This is a genomic window from Glutamicibacter soli, from assembly GCF_003309065.1.
GTDB classification, from domain to species: Bacteria; Actinomycetota; Actinomycetes; order Actinomycetales; family Micrococcaceae; genus Glutamicibacter; species Glutamicibacter soli.
Genome location: NZ_POAF01000003.1, coordinates 64,618 through 78,924, shown reverse-complemented (window position 1 = coordinate 78,924; position 14,307 = coordinate 64,618). Strand labels below are relative to the sequence as shown.

Genomic DNA, 14,307 nt, shown 5'->3' with positions numbered 1-14,307 from the left:
CCACAAGGAGTACTCTGATGTTCCGCAAGAAAGCACTCGCACTGTCCGCCGCAGCCGCGCTGATGGCCCTGTCACTGACCGCCTGCGAATCCACGGCTCCGGCCGGGGACGCCAACGCGGACAGCGGGGAGAAGCCCTACGTCGCGGTGGTCTCCAAGGGCTTCCAGCATCAGTTCTGGCAGTCGGTCAAGGCCGGCGCCGAGCGGGCGGGCGAGGAATTCGGCGTCGAGGTCACTTTCGAAGGCCCGGACACCGAAAAGGACGTGGCCCAGCAGATCGAGATGCTGACCACTGCGCTGTCCAAGAATCCCGATGCAATCGGTTTCGCGGCCCTGGATTCCCAGGCAGCGACGCCTGCTCTGGAGGAAGCGAAGTCCCGCAACATCCCGGTGATCGCCTTCGATTCCGGCGTGGATTCGGACATCCCGATCGCCACCGCAGCCACGGACAACAAGGGCGCCGCGGCCATTGCCGCCGAGCACATGGCAGAGCTGATCGGGGGCAAGGGCAAGGTCGCCATCGTGGCCCACGACCAGACCTCGACCTCCGGCAAGGACCGCCGCGACGGCTTTGTCGAAGCCATCGAGCAGAAGTACCCGGACATCGAGATCGTCACCGTGCAGTACGGCGGCGGCGACCAGCTCGAGTCCGCGAACCTGGCCAAAACCATCATCAACGGCAACCCGGATCTGAAGGGCATCTACGGGACCAATGAGGGCTCTGCCATCGGCGTGGTCAAGGCGGTCGAGGAGCTGGGCATGAAGGACAAGCTGACCGTGGTCGGCTTCGACTCGGGCAAGGCCCAGCTGGACGCCATCCGCTCCGGGGTCGAGGCGGGAGCCGTGACCCAGAGTCCGGTGGACATCGGCTACCAGACCGTGAAGGCTGCCGCCCAGGCGATCAAGGGCGAAAGCGTGGAGAAGGTCATCGATACCGGCGCCATGTGGTACGACGCCAAGAACATCGATGACGAGGAAATCGCCGCGAACCTCTACGAGTAGAAGCTTCCATCTCCCGATGCCAACCGTGTGGGCTTGGCATCGGGAGGTGGTACAAACAGCCCCCGGAGATCAAATGATGCCCGGGGGTTTCGGCTGTGCTCCGATGGTCGTTCGGAAGACTAGGTCGTTGCGCGGCGCAGCCAGGTTTCGACCCCGGAGATGTGAGCGGTCACCAGGGCTCGGGCCAGGTCGGCATCGGCGTTGCGGATCGCGGCCAGGATGGCCTGGTGCTCGTCCAGCGTGCGCTGCACGGCGTTGTCCTGAGTGAGTCCACGCCACACGCGGGCGCGTACGGTCTTGCTGGACAGGGCATCCAGCAGGGTCTCCAGATACGAGTTCTTGGCTGACTGGGCGATGATCGAATGGAACTGCAGATCATGCTCGATCAGTTCCGGAAGCTCTGTTCCAGCATTGACATGGGAAATGGATTCCTCAAGGGCTGCCAGATGCTCCTCGTCCCGACGCTGGGCAGCCAGACCCGCAGCCGAAGGCTCCAGGATCCGCCGGACCTCCAGCAGCTCCAGCACGGAGCTGTCCCGGTGCAGATCCACCACGAACCCCATGGCCTCCGCCAGCAATCCCGGCTCCAGGCTCGTAACATAGGTACCGTCGCCGCGGCGAACATCCAGCACCCGGATCAGTTCCAAGGCCTTGACAGCTTCGCGCAGCGAAGAGCGCGATAGTCCGAGCTTCTCCGAAAGTTCCTTCTCGGGCGGCAAACGATCGCCGGGGGAGAGCTCCCCGTTGAGGATCATCTCTTTGATGTGCGTGATCGCCGCGTCTGTAACAGCCATACTTACCATCATAGACATCCGATGTTTGTGGGGGAATATGTTGTGGCACACAACGTGGCATATCCGCTGGGCGTGTGGAGCATCAACCAGTCGTTAGAACTCGACGGACGACAGGCAGCTCTCGAGCTCGACGAGAGTTGGGGGATTGGCTCCGATTTTCTGGACCGTCAGCGCCGCGGACAGCGAAGCGGTGCGCAGCGCTGACTCCAATGCGTCTTCGTCCAGATTCTCGTTGGACACCAGCGCCTGCAGTAGCGGGCCGTTGCCGATTGCATGGAGCAGCCCGGACATGAAGGCGTCTCCGGCGCCCACGGTGTCTGCGACGCTGACCTGCAAAGACGGCATGGAGACTTCAAGCTGGTCGGTGCGTGCTTCGCAGCCGCGCACCCCGAAGGTCATGACCGCGAGCTTGGCGCCGCGCGCCAGCAGGTGCCCGAGCACCCGTGCGGTATCCCAACCTGGGTAGAGCCACAGGGCATCTTCGTCGCTGAGCTTGACCACATGGCTCAAGGCGCACAGCTTCTCGATGCGGGGAATCACGGCACGGCGCTTGTCCACCAAGGCGGGACGGAGATTGGGGTCATAGCTGCGCAGCTGATGCGCCGGAGAGGCCGCGAAGACTTCATGGATCCGCGAGCAGCCCGGCTCGGCAAAGGCGGCGATGGAACCGGTGTGGAGGATCTGCGCATCGGTGGGGACCACAGATTCTAAGTTCCAATCGAGCTGGAAGTCGTAGGTGGCCTGGCCGGTGGAATCCAGGGACACGGTGGCGGTGCTGGTGGCCGATTCCGTGACCGAATCAGGGCCGAGCAGGACATCCGACGCATTTAAGTGCTCGATGATGGCGCGGCCGTGCTCATCGCCGCCGATTCCGGTCTGGAGTGTCACTTCATGCCCCAGACGTCCCAGTCCCACGGCCACGTTCAGTGGGGATCCGCCTGGATATGCGAGCCCATTGACGATGTCGACCAATGCCTCGCCTGCAACCTGTATTGATGCCATGCCAATGATCCTACGTACGGATGCTTCGAAAGTCCTCTTAACTCCGCCTTGGCGTGGGAGAAGGTTGTCCAGAGCACATATAAACCGTGTTCGTCCGGCTTGCCGGGGCCGGATGCTACAGTCGGTGGCGGCACGACAGCCGCCGCGGGACGGATAATTCGCAGACTAGAGGCAGGGAACCCATGGACTTTCTCTTCGATGACAGCGCGCTGCCGCGCGAGCCGAGGCTACTGCGTCCCGGCGCCTGGCATGTGCCCGGCTGGCTTTCGCCTGAAATGCAGTCCTGGATCATCAACCGGTTCTTCGAATGGGGAAACGGGCCGGTTCCGCCGCATCAGACATTGGTCAACGGGCACCCGATGAGCGTGCAGAGCCTGTGTCTGGGCTGGCATTGGAGCCCCCACAGCTATTCGCGCACGGCCGACGACATCAATGGGGAGCCGGTGGCGCCCATGGAACCTTGGCTGGTGGAGCTCGGGCGCCGTGCGGTCAACGACGCGACGGGGGACCAGGCCAAGGCGCAGTCTTATCTACCGGACGCGGCCATCGTGAACTACTACAACGTCAATGCCACGATGGGTATGCACCAGGATGCCGAAGAACGGATCAATGCGCCGGTGGTCTCGCTGTCCCTGGGCGATTCCGCGACCTTTCGACTGGGTAACACGGAGCATCGCAACAAGCCTTGGCAGGAGGTGCGCCTCGCCTCGGGAGACCTGTTCGTCTTCGACGGGCCGGCGCGCTTCGCCTATCACGCGATAACGAAGATCCATCCGGGGACGGCACCGCAAGAATGCGAGCTGGGCGGCGGACGCATCAATATCACCCTGCGCCAGACCGGCCTGTCCTAGCCGCCGGCCAGGTCCACGGACGCCCGCAGGGCGTAGTGGTCGGAATCGCCGGCAGGAATGCGGTTGAGAGAGGTGCCGGTGACGCCGCGGACCATGACGTGGTCGATGCCGAGCATGGCGAATGGCGTGCGCGGCCAGGTCATCGCCAGACCCCAGGCGCTATAGTGCACATCGTCCAGCTGGTCAGCGACCGGGGCGAAGTGGCGGTCCGTCGAGGTGGCGTTGAAGTCGCCGGCGGCAATGACCTTGGACGAAGGATCCTTGGCCACGTAGTCCGCCAGGGACGCGAGCATGGTGTCGCGCTCATCATGGCCCGTCGGGCGCGCCGAAGCGGCGTGGACCGCGTACACGCGGACCGGCCCGGATTCGGTGTCGACGTCGGCGCGCAGTGCGCGGTCCCAGCCCAGACCCAAGTCCAGCGGTTCGGGGTTGGACAGCGGGTAGCTGCTCCATAGGCCCACGGTGCTCACTGAGTAGTAGTACGGATGGCTCCGCTTCAGGGCGTCCGTCACCAGATCAATCTGGCCCTCGCCCAGTTCCTGGAGCGTGATGACTTCGGCTCCCGATTCGGCCAGGGAGCGGGCCGAGGTCACCGCATCCTGGTGGACGTTCTGCGAAGCGACTACCAAGGGATCCTGGCTATCGACGGGCGCGGAGGGCAAGGCCGCAGACCCGAAAAGAACACCCCAGACAACAGTTGGCACCAGCAGCGCAACGTAGGTTGCGCGGCCGCCGAGGACGATGGTCAAGAGCAGCAGCAGTGGTATGCCCAGGCCGAGCCAAGGGGTTAAATTGTCAAGTATGAGCCCCAGTCCCGCGACGTCGGGAATCTGCTGGTGGAAAGCCATGAGCACGGCAAGGCCAAGGCACAAGAGGATGACCGTGATTCGTGCCAGGATTCGTGATGCCGACAACCGGCGAGGTGATGCTTTGGACATTGGACTTCCACAGTGCCACAGAAAACTGTGGGAATCGTAATTTTCCTCAGCCGTGCCTGCAACTACGATGGAAGTCAGGCGTCGATGAAGCCGTGCCATCTCCAAACTCCCGAGGATCCAAACGTGACTACTTCTGCGCCCAGCAAATACTTGTCCGGCGGCCGGCTGCTGTTGGCGATTCTCGCCCTGTCCATGGGCGGATTCGGCATCGGTGTCACCGAATTCACCCTGATGGGGCTGCTCCAGGAGGGCGCCGCCGACCTTTCGGTGAGCAATTCCCAGATGGGCCTGATGATCAGCGCCTATGCCATCGGCGTCGTGGTTGGCGCCCCGGTGCTGACCGCACTTGCCGCCAAGATTCCGCGCAAGCGCGCGGTCTTGCTGCTGATGCTGTTCTTCACTGTCGCAAACTTGTCATCGGCCTTTGCCCCGGATTACGGAACCATGCTGGCTACCCGATTCCTCGCCGGCCTGCCGCATGGCGCCTACTTCGGCTTGGCCGGAGTCCTGGCTGGTTCGCTGGTGCCCGGAAGCATGCGCGGGCGCGCCATCGCATGGGTGATGCTCGGGCTCTCGGTGGCCAACGTCGCCGGTGTTCCGCTGGTCACCCGTTTGGGGCAGCTGACTGGATGGCGAGCGATGTTCGTTGTTGTCGCTGTGGTTGGCCTGATCACGATGCTGATGATCAGCTTGTTCGTTCCGTGGCACAAGGCTGAACCCGGAGCGAGCATGCGCCGCGAACTCTCGGCGCTGAAGAATATCCAGGTCTGGATGGCCATGGGGACGGGCATCGTGGGGTTTGGCGGCTTCTTCGCCGTGTACTCGTACATTTCACCGACCTTGACCGAAGAAGCAGGGCTCGACATCAATCTTGTTCCCTGGGCTCTGGCGCTCTATGGCTTGGGCATGGTCGTCGGTTCGCTGGCCGGCGGACGCTTGGCCGACTGGTCGATTTTCGGTTCCATCAAGCTGACCAACCTGATCATGGTGGCGGCCATGCTGATTTTCGCCGCCGTGACCAGCTGGATTATCCCCACGCTCGTCATGGTCTTCGTGCTGGGCGCGGTGGGCTCGCTATTGATCCCGAGCTTGCAAACCTTGCTGATGGATTCGGCACCCCATGCCCAGTCGCTGGCCGCCTCCTTGAACCATTCCGCGCTCAACGTGGCCAACGCGTTGGGGGCCGCCCTGGGTGCTGCGGTGATTTCCGCGGGCTTCGGCTACCGTGCGCCGTCCATCGTCGGAGCGGGGCTCGCGGTACTCGGCTTCCTGCTGGCTTGGGCAACCCAAATCCGGGCAAAGAAGATCGGCCTGCTTGTGGGCAGCGAAGCGGTCGCTTCCCGCGAACAGGCCGAGCTGAAATAGCTACGAGCGCACCGCAGAGATATTGAACATCCAGGTGACGCCGAACTTATCGGTGAGCTGACCGAAAGAGTCTCCCCAAGGAGCTGTTGCCAACGGAACATCGATGCGCGCGCCTGCAGATAGTCCATCCCACCACTTCTGCAGCGGCACCGAGTCCGCATCGTCCGTGCCGTCGCTGCTGAAGGACACGGTGCCATTGGGCATGAGATTCATTTCGGGCGGGGTGTCCGAGGCCATCAGGTGCACGCCGCGACTCACGAACAGCGATGAATGCATGATTTGGTCGGTGGTTGCCGGGCGATCGTCATTCATTCCTTCTTTGAAGGTCATCATCGACAGTTCTCCGCCAAATACGGAGTTGTAGAACTCCATGGCCGCGCGGGCATCGCCGGCGAAACGCAGGTACGGGGTCAGTCCAATGCTCATGGGAGTGCGCCTTTCGACTATGTTCTCGGGACCGATCGATCCACGTGGAAGATTCTTCCACCCGCAACCGACAAAGTGAATAGCACCCTGTGACCAGCGTCTCCGAACGCCGATTTGGTGTTTTCTAAACACCTCCGGTAGAGTTTTATCTCGGTTCAGAGGTCGAAAAAACCGAAGAAACCGCATCCTTTTGGGGGTATGGCGCAGTTGGTAGCGCGTCTGCATGGCATGCAGAAGGTCAGGGGTTCGAATCCCCTTACCTCCACAAGATAAATGATCTCGGGTGACTTATGTCGCCCGAGATTTTTTCTTTCCGGTTGCACTTCTGACGCCAACCCACGACTGAACGTGCAAAACATCCAGGATGTTCTCTGACCCGCGCCGTTGTAAACGACGCCAGCACCAAAAATTCTTGATCCGTAGAAGGTTCTTGCGGTATCAAGCACGCGTGGAGCCGTGATGCCGCCTCTGCCGCATTGAGTCCAGGAATACGCCACCTGGACGGCCGGCGTCAGCGTTAATCGCGCCGTGAAGGCATTCGTGCGCTACCTGCTCGGAGTAGACTCTGCGCTTTCTATGCAGGTGCCTCTGCTTTCCGATGGGGCTTTAGCGGAACAGCGGGTCGAGATTCCGGATCTCGACCCGCTGTCCGCGTGGTTATCAGTCGTGAGGCTGCTTACGCGGTTTGCTCCGGCAACTAGGTGTATTACAACTAGGCCGGGCTGGCGGAGCTGTCCTTGCCGCGGACCATACGCTCCAGCTCGTCCTCTTCTGGCTGGGACAGGTAGCGCTCCAATGAATCATCCAGCTCGCGAAGCCACGGGGTGTGGTGCTCGCAGGCCATGGTGCCGGTCATGACCGAACGATAGACCTGGTCGCGGTAGTTCAAGATGTTGTGCTGTTTGTCGTTCTTCCACGCCAAGAAGATGCGGGTTACCTCGTCCAGATCGAACATCGGGTAGTCGGTCTGCTCTATGAGGTCTCGAATGTAGTCGGCCTGGAAACGGACTTCATCTGCTGCGCTGCCTAGATTCGCCAAGCGCTGTGTCCATTGCGCCATGTCAAGTTTCTGCTCGGCCTCGGAAGGAAGCTTCGCATCGCCGAGGATGACATCGCGGACGTACCAGGCCTGGGCATCGAACATGTTGAAGGTGAACCACTGGTCCTGGGCGCCCAGGTAGAACAAGTTGTTGTTCGCTTCGCTGACAACGCCGCGGTACAGGGACTTGGGGTACAAGTTGTTGGGAGAGGACAGCGCCAAATCCGATGGCAGGAACGGGTAGTGGTGCAGGTATCCGGTGCACAGGATGACTGCGTCGAACTGTCGCTCGGTTCCGTCCGCGAAGTGGGCTGTGCTCCCTTCGAACCGCTGGACCAGCGGGCGTTCCTGGATGCCCTCGGGCCAGTCGTAGCCCATCGGGGCAGTACGGTAGCTCATGGTCACCGAGCTGGCACCCATCTTGAATGCCTGGATGCCGATGTCCTCGGCGGAGTAGCTGGCGCCGATCAACAGGACGTTGCGGCCGGCCAGCCGTTCCGCACCGCGGAAATCATGGGCGTGGATCAGCGTTCCCGGGAAGGTTTCGATTCCGGCGAAGTCCGGAACATTCGGGAAGCTGAAGTGGCCGGACCCGACGACGACCTTATCGAATTCGCTGCTTTCCGTTTGACCGGTTTTCAGGTTTTCAATCGTGACGGTGAACTTCTGGGTACCTTCATCGAACTGGACCCAGCGCACGACGGTCGAGAATTGGACGTACTTCTTGACATTCGACTTCTCGGCGCGGCCGTTGATGTAGTCCCACAGCACCGCACGAGGTGGATATGAGGAAATCGGACGGCCGAAGTGCTCATCAAAAGTGTATTCGGCGAACTCCAAGGCCTCCTTGGGACCATTGGACCATAAATTGCGGTACATGCTCGAATGGACTGTCTCACCATACTTGTCGATGCCCGTGCGCCAGCTGAAATTCCATTGGCCACCCCAGTCATCCTGTTTTTCGTAGCAGACGATTTCCGGGACCGAACGACCGGCTGTGCGCGCCGACTCGAAGGCTCGCAGTTGAGCCATTCCGCTGGGTCCTGCTCCGATGATTGCAACGCGTTGTGACAAGCGTACCTCTCCGGCATTTCAGCCTAATAAGTTACTCCTTGCGCGGCGAAAAAATGTTCAAAATCGACTGGGCTGCGCCACGCTGAACCCCAAATAAGCACCAGCCGAAACCCGGCGGGTCACGCTGAAAAAGCTCCCACGCGCCGGGTGTAAATCTCGTCAGGAATCGAGTGCGACGGATCAAGTATAGCAGATCGTCGATGCACTGGATCGTAAAGTCCCAAATCAACGAGTATTTTGCTGCGAATAAAACTTATGGAGTGAATTAAGATGACAAGCTCAGGGTGGCATCCGCTGTCCAACTGGCACCCTTGTGCACCGGGTCGAATTGCGGTCTATTCAAGCCTGAAAAGCCCCTTGTTTTGTGGATCAATTCGCATTTTTCCCGACGTGATATTCCGCTGAAATACACCTGGATTCACCTCACGCGCGGAGGGGCGCGCCTTGCTGGTTGCACCTTTCGTGCGCCGTTGCTTCTGGAGGGTTGCCCCTGGGCGGGTGCAACGTCGCACAGATGGCGAGATCGGATCTTTAAAAACATATTTATTATCGCGTTTAGCTTGTTAAGTCTGTTATATTGGGCGTGGCGACGAGGCCCTCTGTGACGCAGCTGCTTGCTGGTCGGCGGGAGCGTCCGCCGACGACATCTGACATGTGATGGCAGCTTGCTGCCGTCAGAACAGGGAAGCGGGCAAGCATGAGCAATCTATTCGACCTCACGGGCAAACTGGCCTTGGTCACCGGATCATCACGGGGTATCGGCAGGGAACTGGCCCGGGCCTTGGCAGACGCGGGTGCCGACATCGTCCTGCATGGCCGCGACGCCGACCGGCTGGCAACCACGGTCGCCGAATTCACCGAGCTCTATGGGCGAGAGCGTATCCACTCTGCTTGCTTCGACGTGACGGATGACGAGTCGGTCAGTGCCAATATCGAGGACATTGAGAAAGGCATCGGCACTCTGGACATCCTGGTGAACAACGCCGGAATCCAGCACCGCGTCCCCTTGCTTGAGCTCGAGGTCGCGGACTGGCAACGAGTCATCGACACCAACCTCACCAGCGCCTTCCTGGTCGGCCGGGCCGTTGCCCGCGGCATGGTGCAGCGAGGCGCCGGGAAAATCATCAATATCTGCTCCGTCCAGACCGATTTGGCGCGACCGACGATTGCCGCCTACACCGCGGCCAAGGGCGGACTGCGCAACCTCACCCGCGCTATGACCGCTGAATGGGCCGGCTCCGGGCTGCAGATCAACGGCATCGCCCCGGGCTACATTCATACCGAAATGACGCAGAACCTGGTGGACGACGAGCAATTCAACTCCTGGATCCTGGGCCGCACCCCCGCCGGGCGCTGGGGCACGGTCGCGGACTTGGCCGGGCCGGCGGTCTGGTTGGCGTCCGAGGGATCCAACTACGTCAACGGGCAAACTATTTTCATCGATGGAGGCATGAGCGTTGTCGTCTAACCTGAACGAACAAACCTTGGCAGTGGTGGCCCACGCCGCCGGAGACCTCCGGGTGGAGCAGATCCACCTGCCCGCTCCCACCGCGGACCAGGCGCGCGTCGCCATTGCCTACGGCGGCATCTGCGGCTCGGACCTGCACTACTGGAGCCACGGCGCCGCCGGCGAATCCATCCTGAAGGCGCCCATGGTGCTCGGGCATGAAATCGTCGGCACCGTGGTGCAGGCCGCCGCCGACGGCACCGGTCCGCAGGCCGGTGCCCAGGTAGCAGTCCATCCAGCGACCCCTGCGGGCACCGGGGAACCCTATCCGGAGGGCCGCCCTAACCTGTCCCCGGGGTGCACCTACCTGGGTTCGGCCGCCCGCTTCCCGCACACCGAGGGAGCTTTCGCCACCGAAGTGAACCTGCCCGCGCGCATGCTGCGCGAACTTCCCGCCGGGCTGTCCCTGCGCGACGCTGCACTGGCCGAGCCGGCCGCGGTGGCCTGGCATGCAGTCTCCCGGGCAGGGGAGGTGGCCGGCAAACGCGTCCTGGTGATCGGGGCAGGCCCCATCGGCGCGCTGGCCGTCGCCGTGCTCAAGCGCGCCGGCGCGGGGGACATCATCGCGGTGGACATGTACGATGCGCCGCTGCACGTCGCCGCCGAGCTTGGCGCGACCCGCACTCTGCGTGCCCCGGAAGCCGGGGACATCGCCGGCATCCATGCGGACGTGGTCATCGAAGCGACCGGGAACTACCGCGGGCTGGCCTCGGCCGTGCGCGGCGCGGTCCGCGGCGGAAGGGTTGTCATGGTGGGGCTGCTACCTTCCGGCGAGCAGCCGGCGCTCATTTCGCTGGCCATCACCCGGGAACTGGAATTGGTCGGATCCTTCCGTTTCAACGATGAAATCGACGAGGTGCTGCAGGCGCTGGCCGATGGATCGCTGCAGATCGGCGCCGCGGTCACCCATGAGTTCCCCGCGTCCGAGGCCTTGGCCGCCTTCGAAACTGCCAAGGATGCTTCCGTCTCCGGCAAGGTGCTGCTGGACTTCCGGTAGACATCGCAACGCAACGGTCCGCGACATGATCCTGCCGCGGGCCATCGCGTATCCCAGTCAGCCTGCCAGCGCCAGCGGTTGCTTCGCCGCCGGCCCTGCCCCGTGCCTAGAGCGCCTTGTACTGCTGTTCGGAATCAACCGATTGCACGCAGTCGAGGCCCTTGAGCTCCTTGACCCGTTCATCCGGCGCCTGGCCGATCACCTGCCCCAACATGCCCAGCACCTGCTGGACTTGCAGCCCATGGGACTCCAGCTGGGTCACCGCGGCGGACATGTCGCTGGTGTAGGTTTCGGAAATCGTCACGATAAACGTGCGCTGGGAAGCCATGACGCTACGCCTGCTCCTGCACTGGCTCCGGCGACCTGGTCAGGCCCGCTCCGACGTCAACGGAGAACTGCTCCAAACGCCGGGCCTGCTGCACCAGCTCGGCCCACAGCTCGCGGGCGCGGTACCCGGTCGCCTCGGCCAGCAGCGCGGCCACGCCGGCCACGTGCGGGGTGGCCATGGACGTGCCGCTGATCGTGTTGTAGCGCTGCGCGCCCGGCCACGAGGAATAGACCTTGACGCCGGGACCGGAAATGTCCACCTGTCCGCCGCGGCCCGGAAGTGTCCTCGCGGAGAACGGCGCGATCTGCAGGCCGGAGTCCAGCGCGCCGACCGCCATGATGTACGGGCTGTTCGCCGGCGCACCCACGAATCCGGGATCGTTGGAAGCGCGTTTCGCGTTGTTGCCCGCCGCGGCGATGATCAGGGTTCCCTGTTCCAGCGCGCGGCGCCCGGCGGTGACATAAGGCGGATGCACCTCGCGCACGTCCGCGCCGAGGGACATGGAAATGACGTGGCATTCATTCTGCAACGCCCAGTCGATGCCGGCCAGGATCATCGAGTCGGTGCCGGACCCATTGGAACCCAGCACCTTGCCAGCGAAGATTTCCGCGCCGGAGGCGACCCCGTAGCCGCGGCCGCCTTCGACTGCGCGCGGCCCGCAAGCGGTGCCGATGCAGTGGGTACCATGGCCGTGGCCGTCCGCGGCGTCCTCGCCGGCCGCGAAGGACTTGGTGGTGACGCTGCGCCCGGCGAAATCGGGGTGCTGGGTGTCGAAGCCGGTATCCAGCACCGCAACCTTGATGCCGGCGCCGGTGTACTGCGAATTCGCGGCCTGGACCGCTTGCAGCCCCCAGGTGAACTCGTCGTTGTCCGCATAACTCGTGGGTTCGTCATCGGCTTCAGCGAGGATCCGGTAGATCCGCTCCGGGACCACGCGGGCAGGCATGTGCTCGCCTGCCACTCGGGCTGAAAAATCATCCAATTGCTCCGGTGGAGAATCCACCACGGCGATGCCCAGGCGCGGGAAATACTCGGTAGTCCCATAGCCGGCGGCCGACAGCAGATTGGGAACCTTGTCTTCAAGGGCGGCAACGCCAAGGGTGGAAGGATGGGCGGACGTCGGTGAATCGAAAATCAGGACGTAGCGGCCGGGAACTTCTGCGGTGGTTTGGCTTTCCGGGGTAATCATGACGCACTCCTCGCTCGGGTACTTAGCACTGTAGCCCCAGTGCACCGACAGATAAAGGGGTTGGCCCACGCTCGCTGGTCCAGCCGATCAAGGCCATCGGATAACCATCGGCATGGTCTGGCGCGGAAACAACGAAAGCTCCAGAACCGGGAATACTTGATCCCATGACCGCCGCAGAAAACCTGAGCTTCCAGACGCTCGCACGCCGAGGCCACCACGGTTACCGCCAGTACCGCATTCCAGCTTTGGCGGTCACGACCGCCGGCACCGTATTGGCCGCCTATGACGGCCGCCCCAACCTGGACGACCTGCCCAACACCATCGACCTGCTGCTGCGACGCAGCACCGATCACGGACAAACCTGGGAAAACCAGCAGGTGATCCGCACCGGTTCCGGCCTTGAAGGCTTCGGTGATCCCAGCCTGCTGGTTGACGCCGACACCTCGCGGATTTTCTGCTTCCACGCCGCCGGCACCCGCGCGGGATTCTTCGAATCCGCCGAAGGGGCGCAGCCCGTGGACGAGGTGCAGCACGTGGACCTCTCCTACTCGGACGACGACGGGAGGACCTGGTCGCATCGCCGACTGACCGCGCAGCTGAAGCGGCCGGGCATCACCGGCATCTTCGCCGCCGCCGGCGCGGGGATCCAGCTGCGCACCGGCCGGCACGCCGGACGCCTGCTGCAGCAGATGGTGGTGCTGTACCACGGGCGGATCCGCGCCGCCTCGGCCTACTCCGACGACCACGGCGAGAGCTGGCGGCTCGGCGAGCTTACAAGCGCCGAAGCGAACGAGAACAAAGCGGTCCAGCTGCCCGACGGGCGGGTGCTGATGAATTCCCGGGCTCCGGACCAGCGGCTCCAAGCGGTGTCCACCGACGGCGGGCACCGATACGGCGAGCTTGCGCCCGTGACTGACCTGCCGGATCCCGGGGATAACGGAAGCATCTGCGCCCTCCCCTCCGACGGAGGGCAGCTGCTGCTGCTGACGAACAACCGCGACGCGGCCCTGCGCCGCAACACGGTGTTAAGTGTGTCCTTCGACAACGGAGACCACTGGAGCCCGGTCCAGTCGATCTGCCCCGGCAGCAGCGCCTACTCCACCGCCGCGCTGCTGGCCGACGGCTCGCTGGGGGTGCTGTTCGAACGCGACGGCTACCAGGACATCGTCTTCACCAAGCTCGGACCCGGGAGTCTTGCCCCGACCGCGCTCGCCGAGGCCGCCGCGCGGTACCGGGAGGATCCGGGCAGCGAGTTCACCATGGTGCTGCGCTCCATCACCCCGGCACGGCCCGAGCGCTGGACCAGCATCGGCGAGGAGCACGTCATCAGCGCCACGGCGGGGGACTGGGCAGGGCACATCTGGAAGGAAATCGGCCAGGGGTACCAGGACGGAGTGCAGGTCCTGGGATCCCGCGAAGCGCAACTGGCCAACTATGGCCCGGTGCTGCCGGGGTTGCGCGCCGGGGACATGCTGGCATTCACCGGGCGGTTCGTCAATTCCTCCGAGCGGGCTCTGGAGGTGGAACTGCTCGGGAACTACGACCGTGCCCCCGGCACAGGATTCGGGCCCGCCAGCGTACCGGCCGGCGGCCAGCGGCTGTTCTTCACCCCCACTTACACCGTGACCGCCGAGGACCTGCGCGCCGGCCGCGCCAGAGTGGGCTTCGAGGTCCGCGGCGGCTCAGGAAGCTGGAGCCAGGAGTTCGAGGTGGACACCGCCGCCGGCACCATCCGGTCGCTTCCGGCGCGCTGAGCACCGGAGCTTCGCTGGGAGCCGGCCGCAGTGATTGCCAGC

The 14,307-nt window shown here is 63.3% G+C and carries 13 protein-coding genes and 1 tRNA gene; 7 read left to right on the top strand and 7 right to left on the bottom strand.

What is annotated here, in order from left to right:
- Window positions 1-17 precede the first annotated feature (17 nt).
- Window positions 18-1,001, top strand: coding sequence for an ABC transporter substrate-binding protein (locus C1H84_RS06935; RefSeq protein WP_047120039.1), 984 nt, complete (start codon window positions 18-20; stop codon window positions 999-1,001).
- Between the two features lie 119 nt (window positions 1,002-1,120).
- On the opposite strand, the gene C1H84_RS06930 is transcribed toward C1H84_RS06935, so the two are convergent.
- Together C1H84_RS06930 and C1H84_RS06925 are read right to left on the bottom strand one after the other, a co-directional pair.
- A complete protein-coding gene (locus C1H84_RS06930) occupies window positions 1,121-1,795 on the bottom strand; it encodes a FadR/GntR family transcriptional regulator (protein WP_047120038.1) in 675 nt (224 codons plus the stop codon).
- Window positions 1,796-1,888: 93 nt separating this feature from the next.
- On the bottom strand, window positions 1,889-2,797 hold the full coding sequence (locus C1H84_RS06925; RefSeq protein WP_113606957.1) for a carbohydrate kinase family protein: 909 nt from the start codon (window positions 2,795-2,797) through the stop codon (window positions 1,889-1,891).
- A 182-nt stretch (window positions 2,798-2,979) separates the two neighbouring features.
- On the opposite strand from C1H84_RS06925, the gene C1H84_RS06920 reads away from it, so the two are divergent.
- Entirely contained in the window at window positions 2,980-3,648 is a 669-nt protein-coding gene (locus C1H84_RS06920; RefSeq protein ID WP_113606956.1) for an alpha-ketoglutarate-dependent dioxygenase AlkB family protein, read from the top strand.
- On the opposite strand, the gene C1H84_RS06915 is transcribed toward C1H84_RS06920, so the two are convergent.
- A complete protein-coding gene (locus C1H84_RS06915; RefSeq protein ID WP_146955944.1) occupies window positions 3,645-4,586 on the bottom strand; it encodes an endonuclease/exonuclease/phosphatase family protein in 942 nt (313 codons plus the stop codon). The genes C1H84_RS06920 and C1H84_RS06915 overlap by 4 nt on opposite strands.
- A gap of 84 nt (window positions 4,587-4,670) precedes the next feature.
- On the opposite strand from C1H84_RS06915, the gene C1H84_RS06910 reads away from it, so the two are divergent.
- Window positions 4,671-5,951, top strand: a complete 1,281-nt coding sequence (locus C1H84_RS06910) for an MFS transporter (RefSeq protein WP_047120035.1) — start codon at window positions 4,671-4,673, stop codon at window positions 5,949-5,951.
- On the opposite strand, the gene C1H84_RS06905 is transcribed toward C1H84_RS06910, so the two are convergent.
- On the bottom strand, window positions 5,952-6,377 hold the full coding sequence (locus tag C1H84_RS06905) for a VOC family protein (protein WP_053798744.1): 426 nt from the start codon (window positions 6,375-6,377) through the stop codon (window positions 5,952-5,954).
- A 192-nt stretch (window positions 6,378-6,569) separates the two neighbouring features.
- Here C1H84_RS06905 and C1H84_RS06900 point away from each other — a divergent pair.
- Window positions 6,570-6,642 (top strand) — tRNA-Ala (locus C1H84_RS06900).
- 447 nt (window positions 6,643-7,089) lie between these two features.
- On the opposite strand, the gene C1H84_RS06895 is transcribed toward C1H84_RS06900, so the two are convergent.
- Entirely contained in the window at window positions 7,090-8,448 is a 1,359-nt protein-coding gene (locus C1H84_RS06895) for an NAD(P)-binding domain-containing protein (RefSeq protein WP_053798743.1), read from the bottom strand.
- Window positions 8,449-9,187: 739 nt separating this feature from the next.
- Between C1H84_RS06895 and C1H84_RS06890 the strand changes: the two genes are divergently transcribed.
- Together C1H84_RS06890 and C1H84_RS06885 are read left to right on the top strand one after the other, a co-directional pair.
- Window positions 9,188-9,958: an SDR family oxidoreductase gene (locus C1H84_RS06890; RefSeq protein ID WP_047120032.1), complete on the top strand. Its 771-nt coding sequence runs from the start codon at window positions 9,188-9,190 to the stop codon at window positions 9,956-9,958.
- Entirely contained in the window at window positions 9,948-10,994 is a 1,047-nt protein-coding gene (locus C1H84_RS06885) for an L-idonate 5-dehydrogenase (protein WP_047120031.1), read from the top strand. The genes C1H84_RS06890 and C1H84_RS06885 overlap by 11 nt, the downstream gene beginning before the upstream one ends.
- Window positions 10,995-11,100: 106 nt before the next feature.
- On the opposite strand, the gene C1H84_RS06880 is transcribed toward C1H84_RS06885, so the two are convergent.
- Together C1H84_RS06880 and C1H84_RS06875 are read right to left on the bottom strand one after the other, a co-directional pair.
- Window positions 11,101-11,322, bottom strand: coding sequence for a hypothetical protein (locus C1H84_RS06880; protein ID WP_113606954.1), 222 nt, complete (start codon window positions 11,320-11,322; stop codon window positions 11,101-11,103).
- A gap of 4 nt (window positions 11,323-11,326) precedes the next feature.
- Window positions 11,327-12,511 carry a S8 family serine peptidase gene (locus C1H84_RS06875; protein WP_113606953.1) on the bottom strand — a complete coding sequence of 395 codons (1,185 nt, stop codon included), beginning with the start codon at window positions 12,509-12,511 and terminating at the stop codon, window positions 11,327-11,329.
- A 164-nt stretch (window positions 12,512-12,675) separates the two neighbouring features.
- Here C1H84_RS06875 and C1H84_RS06870 point away from each other — a divergent pair, with 164 nt between their 5' ends.
- Window positions 12,676-14,265, top strand: a complete 1,590-nt coding sequence (locus C1H84_RS06870) for a sialidase family protein (RefSeq protein WP_053798738.1) — start codon at window positions 12,676-12,678, stop codon at window positions 14,263-14,265.
- The last annotated feature ends 42 nt before the right edge of the window (window positions 14,266-14,307 follow it).

Bases quoted from the DNA above. Each gene is read 5' to 3' on its own strand.
- C1H84_RS06905 (WP_053798744.1), bottom strand. From the start codon at position 6,377: ATGAGCATTGGACTGACCCCGTACCTGCGTTTCGCCGGCGATGCCCGC.
- C1H84_RS06890 (WP_047120032.1), top strand. From the start codon at position 9,188: ATGAGCAATCTATTCGACCTCACGGGCAAACTGGCCTTGGTCACCGGA.
- C1H84_RS06930 (WP_047120038.1), bottom strand. From the start codon at position 1,795: ATGGCTGTTACAGACGCGGCGATCACGCACATCAAAGAGATGATCCTC.
- C1H84_RS06875 (WP_113606953.1), bottom strand. From the start codon at position 12,511: ATGATTACCCCGGAAAGCCAAACCACCGCAGAAGTTCCCGGCCGCTAC.
- C1H84_RS06880 (WP_113606954.1), bottom strand. From the start codon at position 11,322: ATGGCTTCCCAGCGCACGTTTATCGTGACGATTTCCGAAACCTACACC.
- C1H84_RS06935 (WP_047120039.1), top strand. From the start codon at position 18: ATGTTCCGCAAGAAAGCACTCGCACTGTCCGCCGCAGCCGCGCTGATG.
- C1H84_RS06925 (WP_113606957.1), bottom strand. From the start codon at position 2,797: ATGGCATCAATACAGGTTGCAGGCGAGGCATTGGTCGACATCGTCAAT.
- C1H84_RS06870 (WP_053798738.1), top strand. From the start codon at position 12,676: ATGACCGCCGCAGAAAACCTGAGCTTCCAGACGCTCGCACGCCGAGGC.
- C1H84_RS06915 (WP_146955944.1), bottom strand. From the start codon at position 4,586: ATGTCCAAAGCATCACCTCGCCGGTTGTCGGCATCACGAATCCTGGCA.
- C1H84_RS06920 (WP_113606956.1), top strand. From the start codon at position 2,980: ATGGACTTTCTCTTCGATGACAGCGCGCTGCCGCGCGAGCCGAGGCTA.
- C1H84_RS06895 (WP_053798743.1), bottom strand. From the start codon at position 8,448: ATGGCTCAACTGCGAGCCTTCGAGTCGGCGCGCACAGCCGGTCGTTCG.
- C1H84_RS06910 (WP_047120035.1), top strand. From the start codon at position 4,671: ATGAAGCCGTGCCATCTCCAAACTCCCGAGGATCCAAACGTGACTACT.